General features: G+C 64.7%; 22 protein-coding genes and 1 tRNA gene. 11 read left to right on the top strand and 12 right to left on the bottom strand.

Annotated features, from left to right (window positions below; translation table 11 throughout):
• Positions 1-122 precede the first annotated feature (122 nt).
• Positions 123-197: transfer RNA gene (locus I6F20_RS01605), tRNA-Thr, on the top strand.
• Here the strand turns inward: I6F20_RS01605 and I6F20_RS01600 are convergent.
• Positions 185-904: a class I SAM-dependent methyltransferase gene (locus tag I6F20_RS01600; RefSeq protein WP_225124866.1), complete on the bottom strand. Its 720-nt coding sequence runs from the start codon at positions 902-904 to the stop codon at positions 185-187. The two genes, I6F20_RS01605 and I6F20_RS01600, sit on opposite strands and share 13 nt — an antisense overlap.
• On the opposite strand from I6F20_RS01600, the gene I6F20_RS01595 reads away from it, so the two are divergent.
• Together I6F20_RS01595 and I6F20_RS01590 are read left to right on the top strand one after the other, a co-directional pair.
• Complete coding sequence (locus tag I6F20_RS01595; RefSeq protein WP_225124865.1) at positions 904-1077, top strand: hypothetical protein; 174 nt, start codon at positions 904-906, stop codon at positions 1075-1077. The genes I6F20_RS01600 and I6F20_RS01595 overlap by 1 nt on opposite strands.
• A 98-nt stretch (positions 1078-1175) precedes the next feature.
• Complete coding sequence (locus I6F20_RS01590; protein WP_225124864.1) at positions 1176-1379, top strand: hypothetical protein; 204 nt, start codon at positions 1176-1178, stop codon at positions 1377-1379.
• 23 nt (positions 1380-1402) lie between these two features.
• On the opposite strand, the gene I6F20_RS01585 is transcribed toward I6F20_RS01590, so the two are convergent.
• Positions 1403-1567: a hypothetical protein gene (locus I6F20_RS01585; RefSeq protein ID WP_225124863.1), complete on the bottom strand. Its 165-nt coding sequence runs from the start codon at positions 1565-1567 to the stop codon at positions 1403-1405.
• A gap of 99 nt (positions 1568-1666) precedes the next feature.
• Here I6F20_RS01585 and I6F20_RS01580 point away from each other — a divergent pair, with 99 nt between their 5' ends.
• Together I6F20_RS01580 and I6F20_RS01575 are read left to right on the top strand one after the other, a co-directional pair.
• A complete protein-coding gene (locus I6F20_RS01580) occupies positions 1667-2035 on the top strand; it encodes a hypothetical protein (RefSeq protein ID WP_036010583.1) in 369 nt (122 codons plus the stop codon).
• 312 nt (positions 2036-2347) lie between these two features.
• On the top strand, positions 2348-2602 hold the full coding sequence (locus I6F20_RS01575; protein WP_036010552.1) for a hypothetical protein: 255 nt from the start codon (positions 2348-2350) through the stop codon (positions 2600-2602).
• A gap of 27 nt (positions 2603-2629) precedes the next feature.
• On the opposite strand, the gene I6F20_RS38345 is transcribed toward I6F20_RS01575, so the two are convergent.
• The 4 genes from I6F20_RS38345 to I6F20_RS01555 form a co-directional block, all read right to left on the bottom strand.
• A complete protein-coding gene (locus tag I6F20_RS38345) occupies positions 2630-2785 on the bottom strand; it encodes a hypothetical protein (RefSeq protein ID WP_225124862.1) in 156 nt (51 codons plus the stop codon).
• A gap of 370 nt (positions 2786-3155) precedes the next feature.
• Positions 3156-3860, bottom strand: a complete 705-nt coding sequence (locus tag I6F20_RS01565; protein WP_036010580.1) for an outer membrane protein — start codon at positions 3858-3860, stop codon at positions 3156-3158.
• A 261-nt stretch (positions 3861-4121) separates the two neighbouring features.
• Positions 4122-4517 (bottom strand): hypothetical protein, encoded by a 396-nt coding sequence (locus I6F20_RS01560; RefSeq protein WP_225125318.1) that lies wholly within the window; start codon positions 4515-4517, stop codon positions 4122-4124.
• Between the two features lie 230 nt (positions 4518-4747).
• Positions 4748-5143: a His-rich protein BRANT gene (locus I6F20_RS01555; protein WP_225124861.1), complete on the bottom strand. Its 396-nt coding sequence runs from the start codon at positions 5141-5143 to the stop codon at positions 4748-4750.
• A 248-nt stretch (positions 5144-5391) separates the two neighbouring features.
• Here I6F20_RS01555 and I6F20_RS01550 point away from each other — a divergent pair, with 248 nt between their 5' ends.
• Together I6F20_RS01550 and I6F20_RS01545 are read left to right on the top strand one after the other, a co-directional pair.
• Positions 5392-5934, top strand: a complete 543-nt coding sequence (locus tag I6F20_RS01550) for a tetratricopeptide repeat protein (protein WP_036010542.1) — start codon at positions 5392-5394, stop codon at positions 5932-5934.
• Positions 5935-6056: 122 nt separating this feature from the next.
• Complete coding sequence (locus I6F20_RS01545; RefSeq protein ID WP_036010539.1) at positions 6057-7445, top strand: serine hydrolase domain-containing protein; 1389 nt, start codon at positions 6057-6059, stop codon at positions 7443-7445.
• On the opposite strand, the gene I6F20_RS01540 is transcribed toward I6F20_RS01545, so the two are convergent.
• The gene (locus I6F20_RS01540; RefSeq protein ID WP_225124860.1) at positions 7432-9000 is read right to left on the bottom strand and encodes a S10 family peptidase; all 1569 of its coding nucleotides are present in this window, start codon (positions 8998-9000) and stop codon (positions 7432-7434) included. The genes I6F20_RS01545 and I6F20_RS01540 overlap by 14 nt on opposite strands.
• 253 nt (positions 9001-9253) lie before the next feature.
• Between I6F20_RS01540 and I6F20_RS01535 the strand changes: the two genes are divergently transcribed.
• The 3 genes from I6F20_RS01535 (at position 9254) to I6F20_RS01525 (ending at position 11278) form a co-directional block, all read left to right on the top strand.
• A complete protein-coding gene (locus tag I6F20_RS01535; protein WP_036010536.1) occupies positions 9254-10033 on the top strand; it encodes an NAD kinase in 780 nt (259 codons plus the stop codon).
• 92 nt (positions 10034-10125) lie between these two features.
• Positions 10126-10671 (top strand): response regulator, encoded by a 546-nt coding sequence (locus tag I6F20_RS01530; RefSeq protein WP_011088265.1) that lies wholly within the window; start codon positions 10126-10128, stop codon positions 10669-10671.
• A 28-nt stretch (positions 10672-10699) separates the two neighbouring features.
• Entirely contained in the window at positions 10700-11278 is a 579-nt protein-coding gene (locus I6F20_RS01525) for an Hpt domain-containing protein (protein ID WP_225124859.1), read from the top strand.
• A gap of 140 nt (positions 11279-11418) precedes the next feature.
• Here the strand turns inward: I6F20_RS01525 and I6F20_RS01520 are convergent, their stop codons facing one another.
• The 4 genes from I6F20_RS01520 to folE form a co-directional block, all read right to left on the bottom strand.
• On the bottom strand, positions 11419-12594 hold the full coding sequence (locus I6F20_RS01520) for a DUF2336 domain-containing protein (protein WP_225124858.1): 1176 nt from the start codon (positions 12592-12594) through the stop codon (positions 11419-11421).
• A gap of 271 nt (positions 12595-12865) precedes the next feature.
• A complete protein-coding gene (locus I6F20_RS01515; protein ID WP_225124856.1) occupies positions 12866-13939 on the bottom strand; it encodes a transglycosylase SLT domain-containing protein in 1074 nt (357 codons plus the stop codon).
• A 96-nt stretch (positions 13940-14035) separates the two neighbouring features.
• Complete coding sequence (gene hisI, locus I6F20_RS01510; RefSeq protein WP_128264665.1) at positions 14036-14458, bottom strand: phosphoribosyl-AMP cyclohydrolase; 423 nt, start codon at positions 14456-14458, stop codon at positions 14036-14038.
• Positions 14459-14485: 27 nt separating this feature from the next.
• A complete protein-coding gene (gene folE / locus I6F20_RS01505) occupies positions 14486-15178 on the bottom strand; it encodes a GTP cyclohydrolase I FolE (protein ID WP_036027718.1) in 693 nt (230 codons plus the stop codon).
• Positions 15179-15430: 252 nt separating this feature from the next.
• On the opposite strand from folE, the gene I6F20_RS01500 reads away from it, so the two are divergent.
• Positions 15431-15886 carry an iron-sulfur cluster assembly scaffold protein gene (locus tag I6F20_RS01500; RefSeq protein ID WP_036044037.1) on the top strand — a complete coding sequence of 152 codons (456 nt, stop codon included), beginning with the start codon at positions 15431-15433 and terminating at the stop codon, positions 15884-15886.
• 105 nt (positions 15887-15991) lie between these two features.
• Here I6F20_RS01500 and I6F20_RS01495 read toward each other — a convergent pair whose 3' ends face one another.
• The gene (locus I6F20_RS01495; protein ID WP_036027720.1) at positions 15992-16888 is read right to left on the bottom strand and encodes a COG3904 family protein; all 897 of its coding nucleotides are present in this window, start codon (positions 16886-16888) and stop codon (positions 15992-15994) included.
• Positions 16889-17134: the final 246 nt, after the last annotated feature.

Raw genomic sequence — 17134 nt, 5'->3', positions numbered from 1 at the left:
GATTCACGTCCTGCGACGACGACCTCCCGGTTCTGGCACTTTCCGATCAAGTCTGGTATTGCGGCGCGCACGGGTAGACGGGGCCCGGCGCGAGCCGAGCTCTGCCCTGCCTCTTGAGGCTTGCCGGCTTAGCTCAGCGGTAGAGCAGCGGTTTTGTAAACCGAAGGTCGGGGGTTCAATCCCCTCAGCCGGCACCAGCTTCTGACGCGCAACTGTTCTCCGGCAATCCATCCATCCGCCAGAGGCCGAGGCTCTTGTCGCGCCAGCCGCCATTGCCCTCCTCGCAACGCTCGTTGATCAGCGCCTGCGGTGCCGGCCAGCCGAACGGCGGCTTCTCCATGTTGAGCGCGCGCCAGTCGCCATCCTCGCAATCGTGATTGTCGTCCCACTCCGGAAAGGTCGTGACGAGCAGGAAGCGCGCGCCGCTCATCCGAAATTGCACGAGGGCGCGATAGATGTTCGCAAAGCTCAGATGCACCAGGCAATCCCGGCAGAGAATGACGTCGGCGTGCGGCAGCGCATCGCGCGTGATGTCAGCAACGAGAAACCGACCGGACGAACCGTCAGCTGCGACACGCCAGCGGTTTGCCTCGATCAGCGCCGGTACGATGTCGATGCCGGTGTAATCGATATCGAGCTCGAGCCGGCCGATCCAACCTGCATCGCCGCAGGGCGCATCGAGCAGCGAGCGCACGCCGAGCCGTAGCAGCAATGGAGGCAGCGCCTGCTGGATCGCGGCTGTGGCGACATCCTCGGAGCCGAGGCCGGACACCGAAGTGGTCGCGCCCCAGAGGTTGGTCCGCTCAATCCGCGCGAACCGTGCGGCGAGATCCAGCCCTGAGAAATTGTCACGGTCGGCAACGAAGCGCTCGTGCGCGAGCACGGAGGGACGATCGGCGGTCATTGGGCGAGCCTTTTGCGGCGCGGGTACACGATACAATCCACCCGAACTGTTCGAAATTGTATGGCAGCGAACTTACGCACGTCATTCGTCTGGTCGAGACCATGCGCTCCACCGCTCCCAAAGAGAAGGCCATGCTGTTCGTGCTTGCGCTCGGCCTTGTGCTGTCGCACTGATCTAAAACCCCCGTTTTCGCATCGAAAATCGCCGGCCTGGAACCGGCTCCGGCGCCAGCCGTTGTCGGCGCATGCGGATCCGGGAAGAAAACCGAAACATGATTCTGCTGGCGACGGTGACGCTGTGCTGCAGCGCCGTGGCCGGGACGTTGGCGCTGTTCGAGCCGGCGCCTGTACGGACGCCCGATAAGCTGGTCGCCGATAGGGCCGTGATCGAGCCCACTCCGCGCACGCCAGCTCAGATCCCGGTTCGGGTGGTCGGCGCGCCGTTCGAGCCCAACGTCAATCCGCGCGAGCGGTAGCGCTCACCTCGACGAGGTCTTGCTTACCTCGGCGAGGCCTTGGCGCCCTGCTCGGGTCGGCCGTGGACACGCGCCAATTCCTCGACAAACGCGATCACCTCCGCCCGCTTGTCGGGCGGCAGCGTCAGGAACGCGCGGATGAGCCTCAGGCCCTCCGCCTCGTTCGGTCTTTCTTTCGATGCATCCATCTGCCCAGTGTCGGGCTACCGGGAAAAATATGCAACCCTTGCAAACAGCCTTGATTCGAAGCAGCCGCTTTGCTGGAATACGCGCGGCTGAGGTGGATCATGAAATGGATCAGGGAGCGCGACGCACTGATCGCGCAGACGCTGGCTTTCGTCCAATCGGTGACCGGCAGGAAGGATGACGTCCTTCAGCCGGAGGCGCCCGCATCTGGCCCGGCCGTCGCGATGGAGATCGTCACCGTGGAGGCGGTCACCGTCGAGATCGAACCGCCGCAAGCCCCCTTTCCGCCGCGGCCCGCGCCTCTGCCGACGCGGACGAGCGGCGAATTCCGTGCCGAGATGCAGGCCCGCATCGCCAATTTCCGCAAGCACCAGGAGCGCTTCGAGCGCGAACGTGAGGAATATTGTGCGGCGACCCTGACCAAATTGCGTGCAGCCATCCGCGACGCCTCAGGTCCGCCGGCCGAATAAGGCCCGGCCAGGGCCCTACAGCCAGGACCCTACAACCACGACCAGACCAGCCAGAGATTGGCCGCGCAGGCGCCGAACAGCGCCAGCGTGAGCGGCAGGAGCATGTGCCCGCAGGATGTGTTCAGGTCGCTCGTCATGGCCGAAAACATCCGCTGATTCCGGCCGAAGAGTCCCAGGGATTCTTTTTTCCGGGATTCAGGACTCGTTAAGGACTCAAGGGCCGTCCACGACGATCACGGGCGCGTGATCGGGCGGGTGGCCGGAACCCTCCCCCCGTAAGCTCGTTAACGGGCATTCCTGGAGTCGGGATGCATGCCCTACGCCCTCTTCTGCAATGACGCACAAATCAGCAAGTCCTATCCGAGCGAGGCCGACGTCTGGAAGCTCGCCGAGCGGAGTGGTCTCGTCGTGGACGTGACGGCGGACGACGAGCGGCCGGGACCGCGCCGGGTGCTCGACAATGATTACAAGATCGAGCCGTGCCAGGCGGCTCAAGGCGAGGACCCCGCCAAGAACAAGGCGGAGGCTGATCGGCAGTCCAGAATGGAGCTCGAGCTGAATTCCTGAGCTCCGGCACGGAGCCGGAGCGAAAGCTCAGGGAGTGGCCGCCACAAGCGAGGCCTGCTCGCCCGGCATAGTCACGCAGGCCTTGCGGCGGTGCAGCCCGCGGATGGCGCCGGTGACCTTCATGACCTTGCCCGACGGACATGAAGCGTCCTTGACGAAGGCAACTTCGTACGGTGCCAACATCAGAGGCTCGGATCTGAGGATTGTCTGTGCAGAGCACGGCAGGCAGCCGAAGAACGAGAGCACCACTGCCGACACCAAGATACGCATGTCCGTCGTCCCACCTGCCCGGTAATTGTCATATAACGCGTTCCGGAGCGCGAGTTCCGTAAACCGCAAAAATTATTTTTGCTTTACGCCAGCCCCATGACGCGCGTGAGAAGGCGCGCCAGCATCGTTTGCAAGCAAATGACGCGCCAAATGGTTCACGGAATGCAAAGAAAGCAGGCGCCGGAGGCGGCAGGCCGGCAAACGAAAGGCCGGCGGAGCCGGCCTTTGTCAGGTCTTGGATGTTCAGGTCTTGGATCTTCAGGTCTTGGGTCGGCGCTGACCGTCAGTACCGCGAGGCGGCCGGGCCGCCCCAGCCGAAGCGATAGTTCACCCCGGCCTTGACGGTATGCTCGTCCTCCCGGCCACGAACGCCGACGATGTCAGCCGGGCCGGAGGTGAAGGTCGTGCTGCCGAAATTGTAATATTGATACTCGGCCTTGGCCGACCAGTTCGGCGCGAACATGTATTCGAGGCCGGCGCCGACCGTATAGCCGTCCTTGTTGTTGCCGGTGGTGGTGAAGGCCTGCGGCACCCCGGCGATGTTCACGCCAAGGCCGTTATTCCGCCAGGCATAACCGCCCTTGGCGTAAAGCAGCGTCGGTCCCCAGGTGTAACCGATGCGACCGGTCACCGACCCGATCTGGTCGGTGTTGGATGTCACCTGCGTGCCCAGCGGGAAGATGGCGCCATTGTTGTTGGTCGGCAGCCAGGAATACTGGGCCTCGATACCCACCACCCAGTTGGGCGCGAACTGGTAGTCGAAGCCGCCCTGCACGCCGCCCAGGAAACGCGCGTCGCTCGACTGGAAGCTGTTGTCGCCGGCAAACGCGCCGCCGAGATGGCCACCGATATAGAAACCGGTCCAGTTATAGATCACCTGCGGCGGCGTGACCGGAGCCTTGGTATAGGCGCGCGGCTGCATGTCGGCCGCTGCGGCCGGCGCAACCAGCGCCAGCAGAGCTGCTGCACCCAGCAAGATCGACTTCATGATCATCCCCGTTCTTTCATTACGACACTCGGGAAACAACGTGGCGTGAATTGGGTTGCTTCGCGGCAATGCCGGAACGTTGATCGTTCGTGACTGTGACGGCGCGGCAACAACACGAATTTGTTCCGTCAATTCGGCTGCGCAAGGCCGCCGCCACGATTTGTCGCAAGACGAAACCACCCCGTTCAAAGCTCGCCGAAATGTGATCCAGCGGCTCCGGCTCCTTCTGTCTAACACCGGGCGATAAAGGCTGCCTTTGCGCTACCGCATCATCTTTTCCAGTTCCGGAAACGGTGCGTAAACCGCACCGGCGCAGAGATCGCTGGTCTGGTCAACCACGCGGTCCGCCCGGCCGTTGACGAAGATCACGGCCCGCTCGCGCATGCCCTTGTAGCTCCCATCCGTCTCGCGCGGGGTGAAGTGCAGGCAGCTCACATAGAACTGCCGGCCGCCGACCTCGCGCTGCACCGGCTCGGCCATGGCGGCATTGCGCACGCCGACCGGATTGTTGAGATAGGCCCGCATCAACGCCACCGTGTCGTTCCGGAAATTGTCGGGAAACGGCTGCGGCCCGCCGGCCTGGGTCCCGCCCATGAAAGTCGGACGGTCACTGTCGCTGCCGAAACATGCCGCAAGCGCCAGCGGCAACGCCAGGATCACCGCACATCTTGCCAATCGCCCCACAGGCCCCGCTCTCCGCTCGAACAGATCAGGAGACGTTCTAGCCCCAAGCCGGGATGAAGGGAATTCGCTTGCAGCGGCGCAAACAGCGCACCGGCCAGCCGCCGACATCTCGGGCTTCCGCCCGAGGCGTGGCAACGGGCCAGGCCTGACGTCCGCGCGCGGCGGCGGGCAATGCCAGGGATGCCGCCGCGCGGGATCAGTCGTCAGTTGCGCTTGTCAGACGTCGCGGGCCTGGTCACATCCGGCCGCGCCTTCTGCGACTCCTTGGCCGTGACCTGCTTGTCGTGATGGCGATGCTTGCTCACGCTCTTGTGCTGGTCGGCGGTGACCGCGGCGTTCGCGTCCATTGCCTTCGACTTGCCGTCCACCTTGGCGTCCGTCTTGACATCGGAAACCTTCGCGTCCGTCGTCTTCACGTCCGTCTTGGCGTCGGCCTTGACGCCGGCTTCCGGTTTTGCGGCAGTGGTCGCCGCCTTGGTCTGGCTCTGGTCGGCCTTGATCACCGGCGCGGCTGTGGTGGTCTTGCCGGCCTCGGCGGCGAACGCCGGGGCTGCGATCACGGAGGTTGCGAGCAAGGCTGCAGAAATGGTCTTCAACATGGTGGTCTCCTCTTGGAAGGATCATCAGGCGGCGCCCTCTCGCCCCCATCGATCGTGGGAAGGAACATAAGCGGGGTGCACTGAACCCAATCTGAAGCCCCTTGCAGGCTTCCGTTCATCTCGATGACACGTTTGTCATCCACGGCCGGGCGAATAGATCGTGCGACGCGGGAATGTTTTTGCCCGAGAGGTGTTCCGGTCTTCGGGCAATCGTGTAGGATCGCCACGTTCCATACCGGAGAACTTAGATGCGCAAACTCTCAATGCTCGTTGTGCCGGGACTCGTCGCTATGACACTGGCGGCCGCGCCGGTGCTGTCCAGCGCGTATGCCGCCGCCGGCGACGACCCTTCGTCGCCGCCGAAATCGGACACCTCGACCAAGAAGGGCAAGAAGAAGAGCTCTTCCGTCAGCGACCCCAAATTCCTCGCGGCCTACCGCACCGCCTACGCCGCGATCTACGACAAGCACGATTACAGGGGCGCGATCGACCAGCTGAAGTCGCTCAAGCGCAACGACGTCGCGGACGTCGCCAACCTGATCGGCTACTCCTATCGCAAGCTCGGCGACTACCAGTCGTCGAAGGCCTATTATGAGCTGGCGCTGAAGGACGATCCGAACCACGTCCGCACCTGGCAATATTACGGCCTCTGGCAGCTCGAGCAGGGCAACCGCGAGCAGGCGCAATACCACCTCGACAAGATCGCCTCGCTCGCCGGCACCGGCAGCTCGGAATATCGCTCGCTGGCCGAAGCGCTCGACAAGCCGACCGGCGCGACGCTCGTCTACTGAAGGCATAGACTGGAGACATCGCATCTCCGAACGACGCAAACGGGCACAACCTTTCAGGTTGTGCCCGTTCTGCTTTCTCGGCTAGCCTTTCGCACCGACCTCCCTCGCAAACCGGTAGCGCAATGGACACGTGGCTGCGATCCGCGATCGACTACATCGGCTCCTGGATCGAATACCAGCTGACGACGATCCAGCAGCCGGGCGTCATCGTGGCTTTCGCCCATCGCGGCGAGGTCGTCGCCGAGCATGCGTTCGGCCTCGCCAATCTCGACACCGGCGAGAAGCTCACCCCGCGCCATCGCTTCCGCATCGCCTCGCACTCCAAGAGCTTTACCTCGGCTGGCATCATGAAGCTGCGCGAGCAGGGCAAGCTCCGGCTCGACGACCATGTCGGCCGATATGTCGGCGGCCTCGATCCGTGCGTCGCCGAGACCACGATCGCGCAAGTGCTGTCGCACAGCGCGGGGCTGACGCGCGACGGCGCCGATTCCGGCCAGTTCATCGACAGCCGTCCCTATCTCGATGCCAAGGAGCTGCTTGCAGAATTGAAGCTGCCGACCGCGATTGACCCCGGCACACGCTTCAAATATTCCAATCACGGCTTTGGCCTGCTCGGCCTCGTGATCGAAGCTGTTGCGAAGGAGCCCTACTCCGTCTGGATCAAGCGCGAGATCATTGCGCCCGCCGGCCTGCGCGAGACGGAGCCTGACGCACCGTTTCCCAAGGGCGCAGCGTTCGCGCGCGGCCACACGCGCAGGGTGCCCTTTGGCGAGCGTTGCGTGATCCCGGGCGACAATCCCGCCCATGCAATGGCATCTGCCGCAGGCTTCGTCGCCACCGCCGCCGACACCGCCCGCTTCTTCGCGCAGCTGGCGCCCAACGCCAAGAAGAGCGTGCTGTCGGTCGCCAGCCGCCGCGAGATGACGCGAAACCATTGGCGCATCCCGCAGAGCTTCGAGGCCTATTACGGCTTGGGCGTCAATGCCGGCAAGACCGATGGCTGGGACTGGTTCGGCCATGGCGGCGGCTTCCAGGGCTATATCTCGCGGACCTGCTCCATTCCCGCTTGCGAGCTTGCAATCAGCATCCTCAGCAACTCGATCGACGGCGCGGCGCCGTTCTGGATGGACGGCGCGATGCAGATCCTGCGCGTCTTCCAGACCCGCGGCGCCCCCGACCGGCGCGTGCGCGACTGGACCGGGCGCTGGTGGACGATCTGGGGCGCGACCGATCTCGTCCCCGCCGGCAACCGCGTGCTCGTCGCCAACCCGCAGTTCAACAACCCGTTTATGGATGCCGCCGAAATCGAAGTGACCGGCCGCGACACCGGCAAGCTCGCCTGGGCTGCCGGCTATTCCAGCCACGGCGAGCCGGTGCGCCGGGTCCGTGACAAGCGCGGCAAGATCAGCGACATCTGGATTGCCGGCGCGAACGTGAAGCCAAAAAAAGTCGTCGCACGCGAGATCGCGCGCCGGTATCCGCCGCGCAAGCGCCGGCCTACTCCCGAATGAGCGCCTCGACCTCGCTTCGGAACGCCTGCCGCGATCCGTCGCGCGAATAGAACATGTGGCCGCCGGGATAGACCACGAACTTCACGCGCTGCGTCACGAAGGCCGGCAACTGGTCGAGCACCCGCCTCGTTGCAAAATAGGGCGTGGCGAGATCGAACAGGCCGTGCGTGACCAGCACGTTCAGCTTCGCATCGGTGGCGAGGATCTGGCGCAGCTCGGAGACCGATTGCGGCGGGTTGATGCCGCGGCCGAAATCCCATTGCCCTTCGACAGCACCGTTCAGGACTTCATATGAGCCGCCGGGCCGCCAGTTGAGCTTGCGCGAGAGCACGTCGACCGCGGCGCTCGTCAGCGGTGCCTGGAGCGCATCGCCGGAGGGATCGCCGAAGCGCGAGCTGCTCGAATCCGGATAGGGATCGAAGCCGCGCACCGAGGCATCGTAGCGTCCGGTCACCTTGCCGTTCTTGCGGTCGAATTCGCGGCGGAATTCACCGACGTCGAAGCGGCCGGCGAGGCGGCGGCTCACCGCCTGGTCGATGCCGGTGAGTTCGGCGACCTTGTCGGCCAGACGCGTGGTTGCCTCCTTGTCCGCCTCGCCTTTGACGAGGTCGGTCAGGAATTCGCCGCGCGCGTAAGCTTCGACGTCGGCGAGGTCGGCGCGCTTGACCGGACGTTTGGCTTCGCGCGCCACTGCCACGTAGCTCGGCAGCGTCGCGACATATTGCAGGAGGCTCGTGCCGGTGAACTCGCGGAAATCCAAGAGCGGCGAGACCAGGATCAAGCCCCTGACGCCGACGCCGTGCTGGAGCTGCAACTGGCGCAAGACCTTGGGGCCGCGAATGCCGCCATAGCTTTCGCCGGCGACGTATTTCGGCGAAGTCAGCCGCTCGTGCTTTTCGAGCCAGCGGCGGATCACGAGCGCGATCGAGTTGGCGTCGCCATCGACGGAGTAGAACGATTTGCGGGCATCCTCGCCGCTCGCCACGAAGCGGCTGTAGCCGGTGCTGACGGGGTCGATGAAGACGAGATCGGTGAAGTCGAGCCAGGTCTCCGCATTGGGCTTCACCTCGGGCGAGGCCGACGGCGACAGGGCCTCGCCATCGAGCGGCAACCGCCACGGTCCGGCCGCGCCGAACTGAAGCCAGGCCGAGGACGCACCGGGCCCGCCGTTGAACAGGAACGTCACCGGACGCGTGGCGCGCTCGGCACCGTCGAGCTGGTAGGACGTATAGGCGATGTCGGCCAACGGCTCGCCTTTGCCATCGAACACGCGGATCGACCCGGCGGTGGCCGTGAAGTTGAGGGTCCGGCCGGGCAGATCGAGCGTCTGTTTCGTGGTCGAATCCGGCGGCAGACGGTGCGGCTCGGCCGCGGACGACGACGTCTGCGGCGCGCCTTGTGCGCCACCGCCGCGGCCCCCCTTCTGTCCGGCCGGCGCGGCCGCCTCGGAGCGCGGCTGCGGCGCATCATCTGCGTGTGCAAGGCCGACGAACGCGAAAGCCGACACCGCCAACACCAGGCCCGCGCGGCGGAGCGCCGGCAAAGTCGTGACCATGATCATCCTCCGTGTCCGGCCGTGACCGCCGGGGAGTCAGAAAGGTAGCGCCAAATTACGACGGTTTGGGGAATCATTGGCGGTGCGGGCCCTGAAGCGGCCGGCCGGGTTCAAATTGCCCGGTTCTGTGCTTAAGTCCGGTTGGACCGTCCCCATTAGCTTTGGTGGGCGGTCATCCTCGACAATACGGGCCTACCTCGTATAGACGAGCCCGGCGGAACCTTCCTCGACCCAGCGGCCCTGCCGAGAAGCCATGACCAAGCCTGCGCGATACGACCGGATCGCCTTCGTCGCCAGCCCGAGCAACGAGGCGCAAGCCGCCTTTGGCCAGCTGACCAGGGACTATGGCAATTGCGATCCCGATGAGGCCGACGTGGTCGTCGCACTCGGCGGCGATGGGCTGATGCTGCAGACGCTGCACCACCATATGCGTACGGGAAAGCCGATCTACGGCATGCACCGCGGCACGGTCGGCTTCCTGATGAACGAGTACTCGACGCATGATCTGCGCCAACGGCTCGAGACGGCGCATGAATCCGAGATCAATCCGCTCCTGATGCGCGCGACCGACGTCAACGACCGCGTTCACCTGCACCACGCGATCAACGAGGTCTACTTATTCCGCCAGACCTCCCAGGCGGCGCGCTTGCGGATACTTATCGACGAGCGCGAACGCATGCCGGAGCTGATCGCCGATGGCATTATCGTCGCGACGCCGGCAGGCTCGACGGCCTATAACCTCTCCGCCCAAGGACCCATCCTCCCAATCAACGCCGCCCTGCTGGCGCTGACGCCAATCAGCGCCTTCCGGCCGCGGCGCTGGCGCGGCGCCCTCCTGCCCAATACCGCCTATGTCGTGATCGAGGTGCTGGAAGACGACAAGCGCCCCGTCGCAGCGGTCGCCGACCACGAGGAGGTGCGCAGGGTCCGGCGCGTCGAAGTGCTTTCGGACAAGAGCATCTCGATGCGGATGCTGTTCGACCCTGGCCACAGCCTGGAAGAGCGTATCCTGCGGGAGCAGTTCGGCTACTGAGTGTCCTGCCGGCCCACCCCTGGCCGCAACCCTTCGTTAACTCCCGGCACGATATGGTTAACGAAGGTTGACCCGCTTTTGGCCCGGGCGTCATGTTCCGTATCGACTTCAACAAGCTGCGCTTCCTCGTCTGCGACGACAATCCGCACATGCGCCGCATCCTGCGGACGCTGCTGCATTCGTTCGGCGCGCGCGAGGTCTATGAGGCCGAGGACGGCGCCACGGCGCTCGAAATGTACAGCCATTACGTGCCCGACATCGTCATCACCGACTGGGCCATGCCGATCTTCGACGGGCTCGAGCTCGCGCAGATGATCCGGCAGCCGGAATCCAAGGGCAATCCCTATGCACCGATCATCATGCTGACCGGACATTCGGAGAAACGTCGCGTCACGGTCGCGCGCGATGCCGGCGTCACCGAATTTCTGGCCAAGCCGATCTCGGCCAAGGGGCTCTATCAGCGTATCCTCAACGTCGTCGCCAATCCCCGCCCCTTCATCAAGACCAAGACCTATTTCGGCCCCGACCGGCGCCGCAACACCAACTCCGCCTATATGGGCCCGGAGCGCCGCGTCGGCGAAAAGCACGAGGTGCTGCAGCAGCCCTCGCTGCTCGACAAGGCCCGCTCCACCATCTAGCGCAACCGCTTCAGACGAGGCAGGCATCATGGCGAAGAACAGCGCAAAGGACATCGAGGTCAAGGCCTTCGCCACGCACCAGGTCATCACGCAGCCCAATCCGCTGCGCAAGGTCCTGCGCCGCGTCGAAGAAAAAGACCTGGACGACCCGGTCGGCCGCGCCGAGCAGGCGCTCGCGCGCCTCTCCAACGAGTTCAAGGACTGGATGGTGATCGAGGTCCAGCGACTGTCCGCCGCCTGGACGGCCGTGCAGAACGACGGCTTCACGAAGAAACTGCGCGACGAGCTGTTTCACGCCGCGCATGACATCAAGGGCGATGCGGCGACATTCGGCTTTCCTTCAGCCGCAGGCATCGCCGAAAGCCTGTGCCGCGTCATCGAGCACGCGCCCGACCTGGAAAAGGTGCCGGCCGAGCTGTTCACGCACCACATCAACGCCATTCTCGCCATCGTGCACGAGAACACCAGGCTGGACAGGATCAGCGTCTCGGCCGAGCTCAGCCGCCGCCTGCGCAAGGTCGCCGATGATTATCTTGCCTACGTCAACCGCGACCGCCCCGAGCATCTCGAGGTGATCCTGGCGCCGAGCATCGCGCCGGCGGAATAAGGCCGAACTCTCTCCTCTCGTCATTGCGAGCGCAGCGAAGCAATCCAGACTGTCCCCGCGGAGGGATTCTCGATTGCTTCGCTGCGCTCGCAATGACGGAGCCTGTCTCTCTTCCGGCCCGCCTTGTCGCGAGCTTCGAACTACGCCGCAATCAGATCGTCATAGAGCGGATCGACCACATCATCCGCGACAATCTCGTCGCAGAACAGCCGTGCCTCTTCGCGCGCGGACTCGGTGGCGAAGCGGCGCAGCAGGACCATGAGCGGCTCGGTGGCGCCGCGATCGGATTCGCAATGGGTGAGCACGCGTTCGACCATGCGCCGGCGCAGCCGCACCGCGCCGTCGTCGCTATCGACGAAGCCCTGCTCGTGGCAGGCATCGAGCGCGACCTGGAACGCCGCAAATGTCGCCTCCGGAAGCCCTGCGCGACCGAGCAGCGCGTGCACGCTGTTGCCGCCGCGCTCGTGCAGCAGCGCCGAGACGCGCGCGAGCGGCAGATCGGCGAGCTCGGCGAGTGCCGCATCGAACAAGCCCAGATTGCCGGACAGTAGTGCGCGCAGGATCAGGCCCGCGGTCAGCTGGCCGGTGATGCGCAAATGCCGGACCAGGCCCTGCATGTCATCGCCGCGCGAGCGCGCCGCGATGTTCATGGTGGAGCGATCGCGCGCCTCGATGGTGATGCGGTCGGCGCGGTCGGCGCTCAGCCAGTTCCGCGCCACGACGAATTGCGCCAGCGTCTCGGAGAGCTTTGCCACCAGCGCAGCACGCGTTGCAGCCGGCAGATCCTCCAGCACCAGCATCGCCTCGCGGATCGCGGCTAGATGGCCATGACGCTCGACGATCCGGTCCCAGGAGAACGGGGCGAGCTCGGCATGGGGATTCTCGATCAGCTCCAGCGCGGCAGCCGCGCAGCCGACTTCGGCGATCGCGGCGCACACCGACACCGGCAATGCGATGCGGCGCGCGACTGCGCATTGCACCTCCTCGCCGCCGGTCGCGACGATGTCGACGAGATCGGCGTCGATCAAGAGCGGGGAATGTTCGAGCACCGGCAGCGCGACCGTCGGCTGATCGGCCGACAGCGCCCGCACGATTGCGGCCGGCGCATCGAGGCTGCGGGCAAAAGCTTCAGCCATCGCCTGCCGCACCAGCGGCGAGGCATCGTCAAGCAGCATCAGAAGCGCGCCTTCGGCGGCGATGCGATCGTCTGCAGAAAGGTCCGAGATCAGCCAGGCCCGGGCCAGCGCCCGTGTTGCCTCGGCCCGCTCGCCTGCGGGTGCCGTCCTGATCCAATGAATGAACTGCCGAACAATCATGCTGCTTCCGGCTTACACAACAAACGAAAAACGATGACGCTCGTCACCTGCAACACAAAATAAACCACGACGCTTAACAAAGCGTTCACCATAACTGGCTGGTTTTATTGATGATTTGTTAAGGGAACAAAGCCGCCTGGCAGGAGTGCCCCCGGACGCAGCGCAGCACGCAAGTGATGCGCTGCTGAGCCGGGGCCCAGATGATCGAGAGCAGTTTTGTTGCATGGGTCCTGGCTCTGCGCCGCAGCGCGTCCGGGACACGAGATCTCGGCTAGCTCGAGAACGTGCCGCTGCGATCACTGAAGAGATCGAGCGGTTGCGGCGGCCGCACGTCCGGCGTCGCCGCTGCGACCGAGGTGAGCGAGGCATTGTTGCCCCATAGTTTCTGCACCGTGGTCGAGACCGGCTGCGTGGCATCGCCGGGTTGATAGATCGAACGAAACACCGGCGTGCCCGTCGGATTGTCCGCGACATGTGTCGACGACGTCGCGCTGACGGGCGTCACTGTGCGGGCATTCGGGAAGGTCTGGAGATAGGCGGCGTTGTCCACGACAGGCGCAGTGGGCACCACTGCATTGGCACTCGCGACCTGCGTGGTCGAAGGCGTGGCGCCATACATCGCCATCGCGCTGCGGGTTACCTTTGAATTGGCCGCGCTGGCATAGCGGCTGTCCAGGACCGAATAGACCTCGGAGACGCTGCGGGCGCGGCCGTCCTTGGCGTAGAAGATCGGGCGGTTGGCGGCCGCCGCGTTGGGAAACAGCCGCGCGCCGACGGCTTGCGGATTGTCCTCGGCATTGGCGATCAATTTCGCCGCGCCGCGGACGCCCATGAAATGGGCCATGTAGAGTTCGCTGTCGCTCGGCCTGCGCCCGAGCAGGCCGGTGAGCTTGAAGCTGTTCGACTGCGTCAGCGCCGCGGCCATGGCGGAAGCGGCTTCGGGATCGTCGCGCAGCTTCATGATCGACCGCTTCTTGACGGGATCGTCGACGGTGTAGGTCCCCGATGACGTCCTGGTGATGGCGTCGGCGTAGCTGCCATAGCCGAGCTGGGCACCCGCTTCCTTCACCGTACCGAGCCAGGTCTGGTCGATGAACTGGTAGAGCCCCTGCGCGGACGAGGTGGTGGCGGCGGCCGTCGGATTGAAGTCCGATTCCATCTTGGCCGTGGTCAGCATGTACTGGAAGCTGACGCCTGTGACGTTCGAGGCCTGCTTGATCGCACCGGCGACACGCGCGCGCGACGGATCAAGGCCGGCCGTCTGCGTGGCACTGAAACTGTCGATCGACATGGTGGAGGGCCCGCCCCGCGCGGCGCTGAGCGACGCCGGCAATTCGGCGCCCATCGTCTCACCGTGGGACAGGTATGGTTAAGGCGGGGTTAACTGACGCTCCGCGTCATTCCGGGGCATGCGACAGCGCGAACCCGGAATGACAGGCTGCTACTTCCTGTAAACGTCGTTCGGATCGAACAGCCGGTCCGCCTCAGTGAAGACCAATCTCGCTCCCCCGCCCTCGGCCTCGACCTTGCGGTAGAAGCACGACCGCCGGCCGGTATGGCAGGCCGCGCCGATCTGCTCGATGCGGATCCAGACCGCATCCTGATCGCAATCGGTGCGCATCTCGACCACGCGCTGGGTCTGACCCGACGTCTCACCTTTTCGCCACAACGCATTGCGCGAGCGGCTGAAATACCAGGCTTCGCCGGTCGCAATGGTCTTGCGCAGCGCCTCCTCGTTCATGTGCGCGACCATCAGCACGTCGCCGGTGGCGACGTCGGTGGCGACGACCGTCACGAGGCCAGCGGCATCAAATCTGGGCAGGAAGGCGAGGCCCTCCTCGATCTCATGGGAATGAGCGGACACAGCAACTCTCGCCGGTTTGTCGCGAGGTCAGCGCGTCGTGCCTCGCACCAGGGACAGGAAACGGGCCTGCTCCGCCGGATTGTCGCGGAACATGCCGGTGAAGCGGCTGGTGAAAGTAGAGGCGCCATGCTTGGCGACGCCGCGCACCGACATGCAGGTATGTTCGGCCTCGATCAGCACGGCAACGCCGCGAGGCTTGAGGACCTCGTCGATCGCGGCGGCGATCTGCGCGGTCAGGTGCTCCTGGGTCTGGAGCCGGCGGGCGAAAATGTCGGTCAGGCGGGCCAGCTTGGACAGGCCGACGACGCGCTCCACCGGCGTATAGGCGATGTGCGCCTTGCCGTAGAACGGCATCATGTGGTGCTCGCATTGCGAGGTGAACTCGATGTCGCGCACCAGGACGAAATCGTCATAGCCCGCCGTCTCGCCGAAGGTGCGGTCGAGCACCTCGGCCGGGCACTGGTGGTAGCCCTGATAGAGCTCGTCGAAAGCCTCGACGACGCGGCGCGGCGTGTCGAGCAGGCCCTCGCGCTCGGTGTTCTCGCCGATATAGGCGAGCAGCGTCTTCACCGCCGCTTCCGCCTCGGCGCGCGCGGGACGCGGCTGGTCGGCGCGGACGGCGGCCGCGAGGAATTCGGCAGGATCAAGCTCGGCCGGGCGGTTCTCGGGCTGCCGGTCGGAGGGCTTACCCGGGCGGATGGATTTGATTGCAGCGTCCATATCTTCTCCGTTCGACGGCCTAACGGCCGGAGTGTCACCGGCAGACGGGGCGGCCAAGCCGCCGGACGCCTGAACAGAACAGTTTCGGTGCAAAAGTCCCAAGGTCACAAAGCCGGCAGCGCAGATCTGGATCACCGCCACCGCTCCGCTGGACTGTTTTTCCACCAGTTCCGCCCCTATATAGGACCGTGGGCGGCGCCCGCCAAGGCCGATCCGGCTTGGAAGCGGGTGTGACGCGTTGGACTCCATCACATGCTGAACGACATTTACAACAAGCGGATCATCGAGCTGGCCGGGAATATTCCGCGGCTCGGACGGTTGGCGGACCCCGATGCCTCCGCCACCGCCCATTCCAAGCTGTGCGGCTCGACCGTGAAGGTCGATCTCAAGATGAACGGGGATACCGTCACCGACTTCGCCCATGACGTGAAGGCCTGCGCTTTGGGCCAGGCCTCTTCATCCATCATGGCAAGTCACGTAGTCGGCTCGACTGCGAGCGAACTCCGTGAGTTACGCGAAACCGTTCGCAAGATGCTGAAGGAGAATGGTGCGCCTCCTCAAGGAAAATGGGAGGAGATCAAGTTCCTCGAGCCGGTCCGCGACTACAAGGCGCGCCATGCCTCGACGCTTCTCACCTTCGATGCCGTGGTTGATGCCATCGGCCAGATCGAGGCCAGAACCAAGCAGCCGGCCGCAGCGCAAGGCTGACCCCCTCTCCGTCATTCCGGGCGAACTTGCGCACCCCAGGTACGCACTTGCTCACCAAGGTTCGCGCTGACGCGCGCCCCGGGATGACTACCGAGATTTAAGAGCTTACTTCGGCGCCGCCGCAGCAGCCGGTGTGGCAACACTACCGGTCGGCACCAGGGCTTCCGCCGTCTTGGTCGACTTGGAAGCCTGCTCCGGTTCCGCGCCGAACCTCGCCTGCGTCTTCGGTGCAAGCTCCGCCATTGCCGGCGCCGAGATATCCACGTGCGGGAGCACGTCAGCCACGAGATCGGTCGTAACCAGATTGGTGAGCTTGAGCTCGCCGGCATCGAGCTCGTGCAGGTCCTCCCAAGGCGGGACGCTGAGCGCAAGCGACAACAGATCCCCGGCGCCACCCATATCGAAGGTGTATTTGGCGAGGCGGCCGATGTCGCGCTCCACGATCATCAGGTCCTGCGCGCTATAGCTCGCCGCCTTGGCATCATCGGCGCGGTCGCCCATCCAGATCTGGTGAACCCGGACATGAGCGGCTTCCGGCACGTAACGCTTCTTGCCGGCCAGCAGCAGGAAGGCGCACATGGATTCGCAATACGCTTCCGGCGCGACGGCCGGCCGTGTCGACGGCCCGCCGCGGAGGCTCACGCCGACCGTGGTCAAAAGCCCGAGATTGCGGAAGCGCCGGCCGAGCGTGATCGCGTCATTGACGGAGCCGCCGCTGGAATCGAGCACTACGGTGGCGCCGCCGAGCTGGCGGCCGCGCGAAAACTCTTCGAATTCTTTGGGCGTATCGGCGGTGATGATGCCGACCGCGCTGATCCAGCCGCGGCAGTTCGGCTCGCAGGCGACCCAGCTGAACTTCATCGGCAGCTTGCGCTCTTCGAGGGCAGCGCCGGCGCGGGCCGACGATCCGAATGTTGCGACAGCGCCAGCCAGCGCGACTCCGCAGACGGCGGTTCCCACCAGCAACCAGCCGCGAAGTTTAAGGGAGTTCAGAAGTCTCAATCTGGTTCCTTCCCCAAGCCCCAAAGCCCCAAGGTCCCCAAACAATCCCCGGTGGCGCTACCTGAGTCCATCATACAGGCGTATGTTTCTACACACGACCGTCATAAAAATGGTATCCGGGCGAATACAGATCGTCCACAGATTCTTGCTGCACTGCTCCCAAAAAACACGCAAAATATGGCGTGGAAACAATAACTTATGGTTCCCTGCATCGGAACCGGGCAAAGCTTCGCTCAACATCGCAGC

The sequence above is a fragment of the Bradyrhizobium sp. IC3123 genome (assembly GCF_020193625.1).
In the GTDB taxonomy this organism is placed as follows: Bacteria; Pseudomonadota; Alphaproteobacteria; order Rhizobiales; family Xanthobacteraceae; genus Bradyrhizobium; species Bradyrhizobium yuanmingense.
The sequence above is the reverse complement of the archived record's forward strand: the minus strand, read 5'-3'. Positions and strand labels throughout refer to the sequence as shown.

Excerpts from the sequence above, each read along its gene's own strand:
- I6F20_RS01600 (WP_225124866.1), bottom strand. The coding sequence starts at position 904 with ATGACCGCCGATCGTCCCTCCGTGCTCGCGCACGAGCGCTTCGTTGCC.
- I6F20_RS01590 (WP_225124864.1), top strand. The coding sequence starts at position 1,176 with ATGATTCTGCTGGCGACGGTGACGCTGTGCTGCAGCGCCGTGGCCGGG.
- I6F20_RS01585 (WP_225124863.1), bottom strand. The coding sequence starts at position 1,567 with ATGGATGCATCGAAAGAAAGACCGAACGAGGCGGAGGGCCTGAGGCTC.
- I6F20_RS01580 (WP_036010583.1), top strand. The coding sequence starts at position 1,667 with ATGAAATGGATCAGGGAGCGCGACGCACTGATCGCGCAGACGCTGGCT.
- I6F20_RS01575 (WP_036010552.1), top strand. The coding sequence starts at position 2,348 with ATGCCCTACGCCCTCTTCTGCAATGACGCACAAATCAGCAAGTCCTAT.
- I6F20_RS38345 (WP_225124862.1), bottom strand. The coding sequence starts at position 2,785 with ATGTTGGCACCGTACGAAGTTGCCTTCGTCAAGGACGCTTCATGTCCG.
- I6F20_RS01565 (WP_036010580.1), bottom strand. The coding sequence starts at position 3,860 with ATGAAGTCGATCTTGCTGGGTGCAGCAGCTCTGCTGGCGCTGGTTGCG.
- I6F20_RS01555 (WP_225124861.1), bottom strand. The coding sequence starts at position 5,143 with ATGTTGAAGACCATTTCTGCAGCCTTGCTCGCAACCTCCGTGATCGCA.
- I6F20_RS01550 (WP_036010542.1), top strand. The coding sequence starts at position 5,392 with ATGCGCAAACTCTCAATGCTCGTTGTGCCGGGACTCGTCGCTATGACA.
- I6F20_RS01545 (WP_036010539.1), top strand. The coding sequence starts at position 6,057 with ATGGACACGTGGCTGCGATCCGCGATCGACTACATCGGCTCCTGGATC.
- I6F20_RS01540 (WP_225124860.1), bottom strand. The coding sequence starts at position 9,000 with ATGGTCACGACTTTGCCGGCGCTCCGCCGCGCGGGCCTGGTGTTGGCG.
- I6F20_RS01535 (WP_036010536.1), top strand. The coding sequence starts at position 9,254 with ATGACCAAGCCTGCGCGATACGACCGGATCGCCTTCGTCGCCAGCCCG.
- I6F20_RS01530 (WP_011088265.1), top strand. The coding sequence starts at position 10,126 with ATGTTCCGTATCGACTTCAACAAGCTGCGCTTCCTCGTCTGCGACGAC.
- I6F20_RS01525 (WP_225124859.1), top strand. The coding sequence starts at position 10,700 with ATGGCGAAGAACAGCGCAAAGGACATCGAGGTCAAGGCCTTCGCCACG.
- I6F20_RS01520 (WP_225124858.1), bottom strand. The coding sequence starts at position 12,594 with ATGATTGTTCGGCAGTTCATTCATTGGATCAGGACGGCACCCGCAGGC.
- I6F20_RS01515 (WP_225124856.1), bottom strand. The coding sequence starts at position 13,939 with ATGGGCGCCGAATTGCCGGCGTCGCTCAGCGCCGCGCGGGGCGGGCCC.
- folE (WP_036027718.1), bottom strand. The coding sequence starts at position 15,178 with ATGGACGCTGCAATCAAATCCATCCGCCCGGGTAAGCCCTCCGACCGG.
- I6F20_RS01500 (WP_036044037.1), top strand. The coding sequence starts at position 15,431 with ATGCTGAACGACATTTACAACAAGCGGATCATCGAGCTGGCCGGGAAT.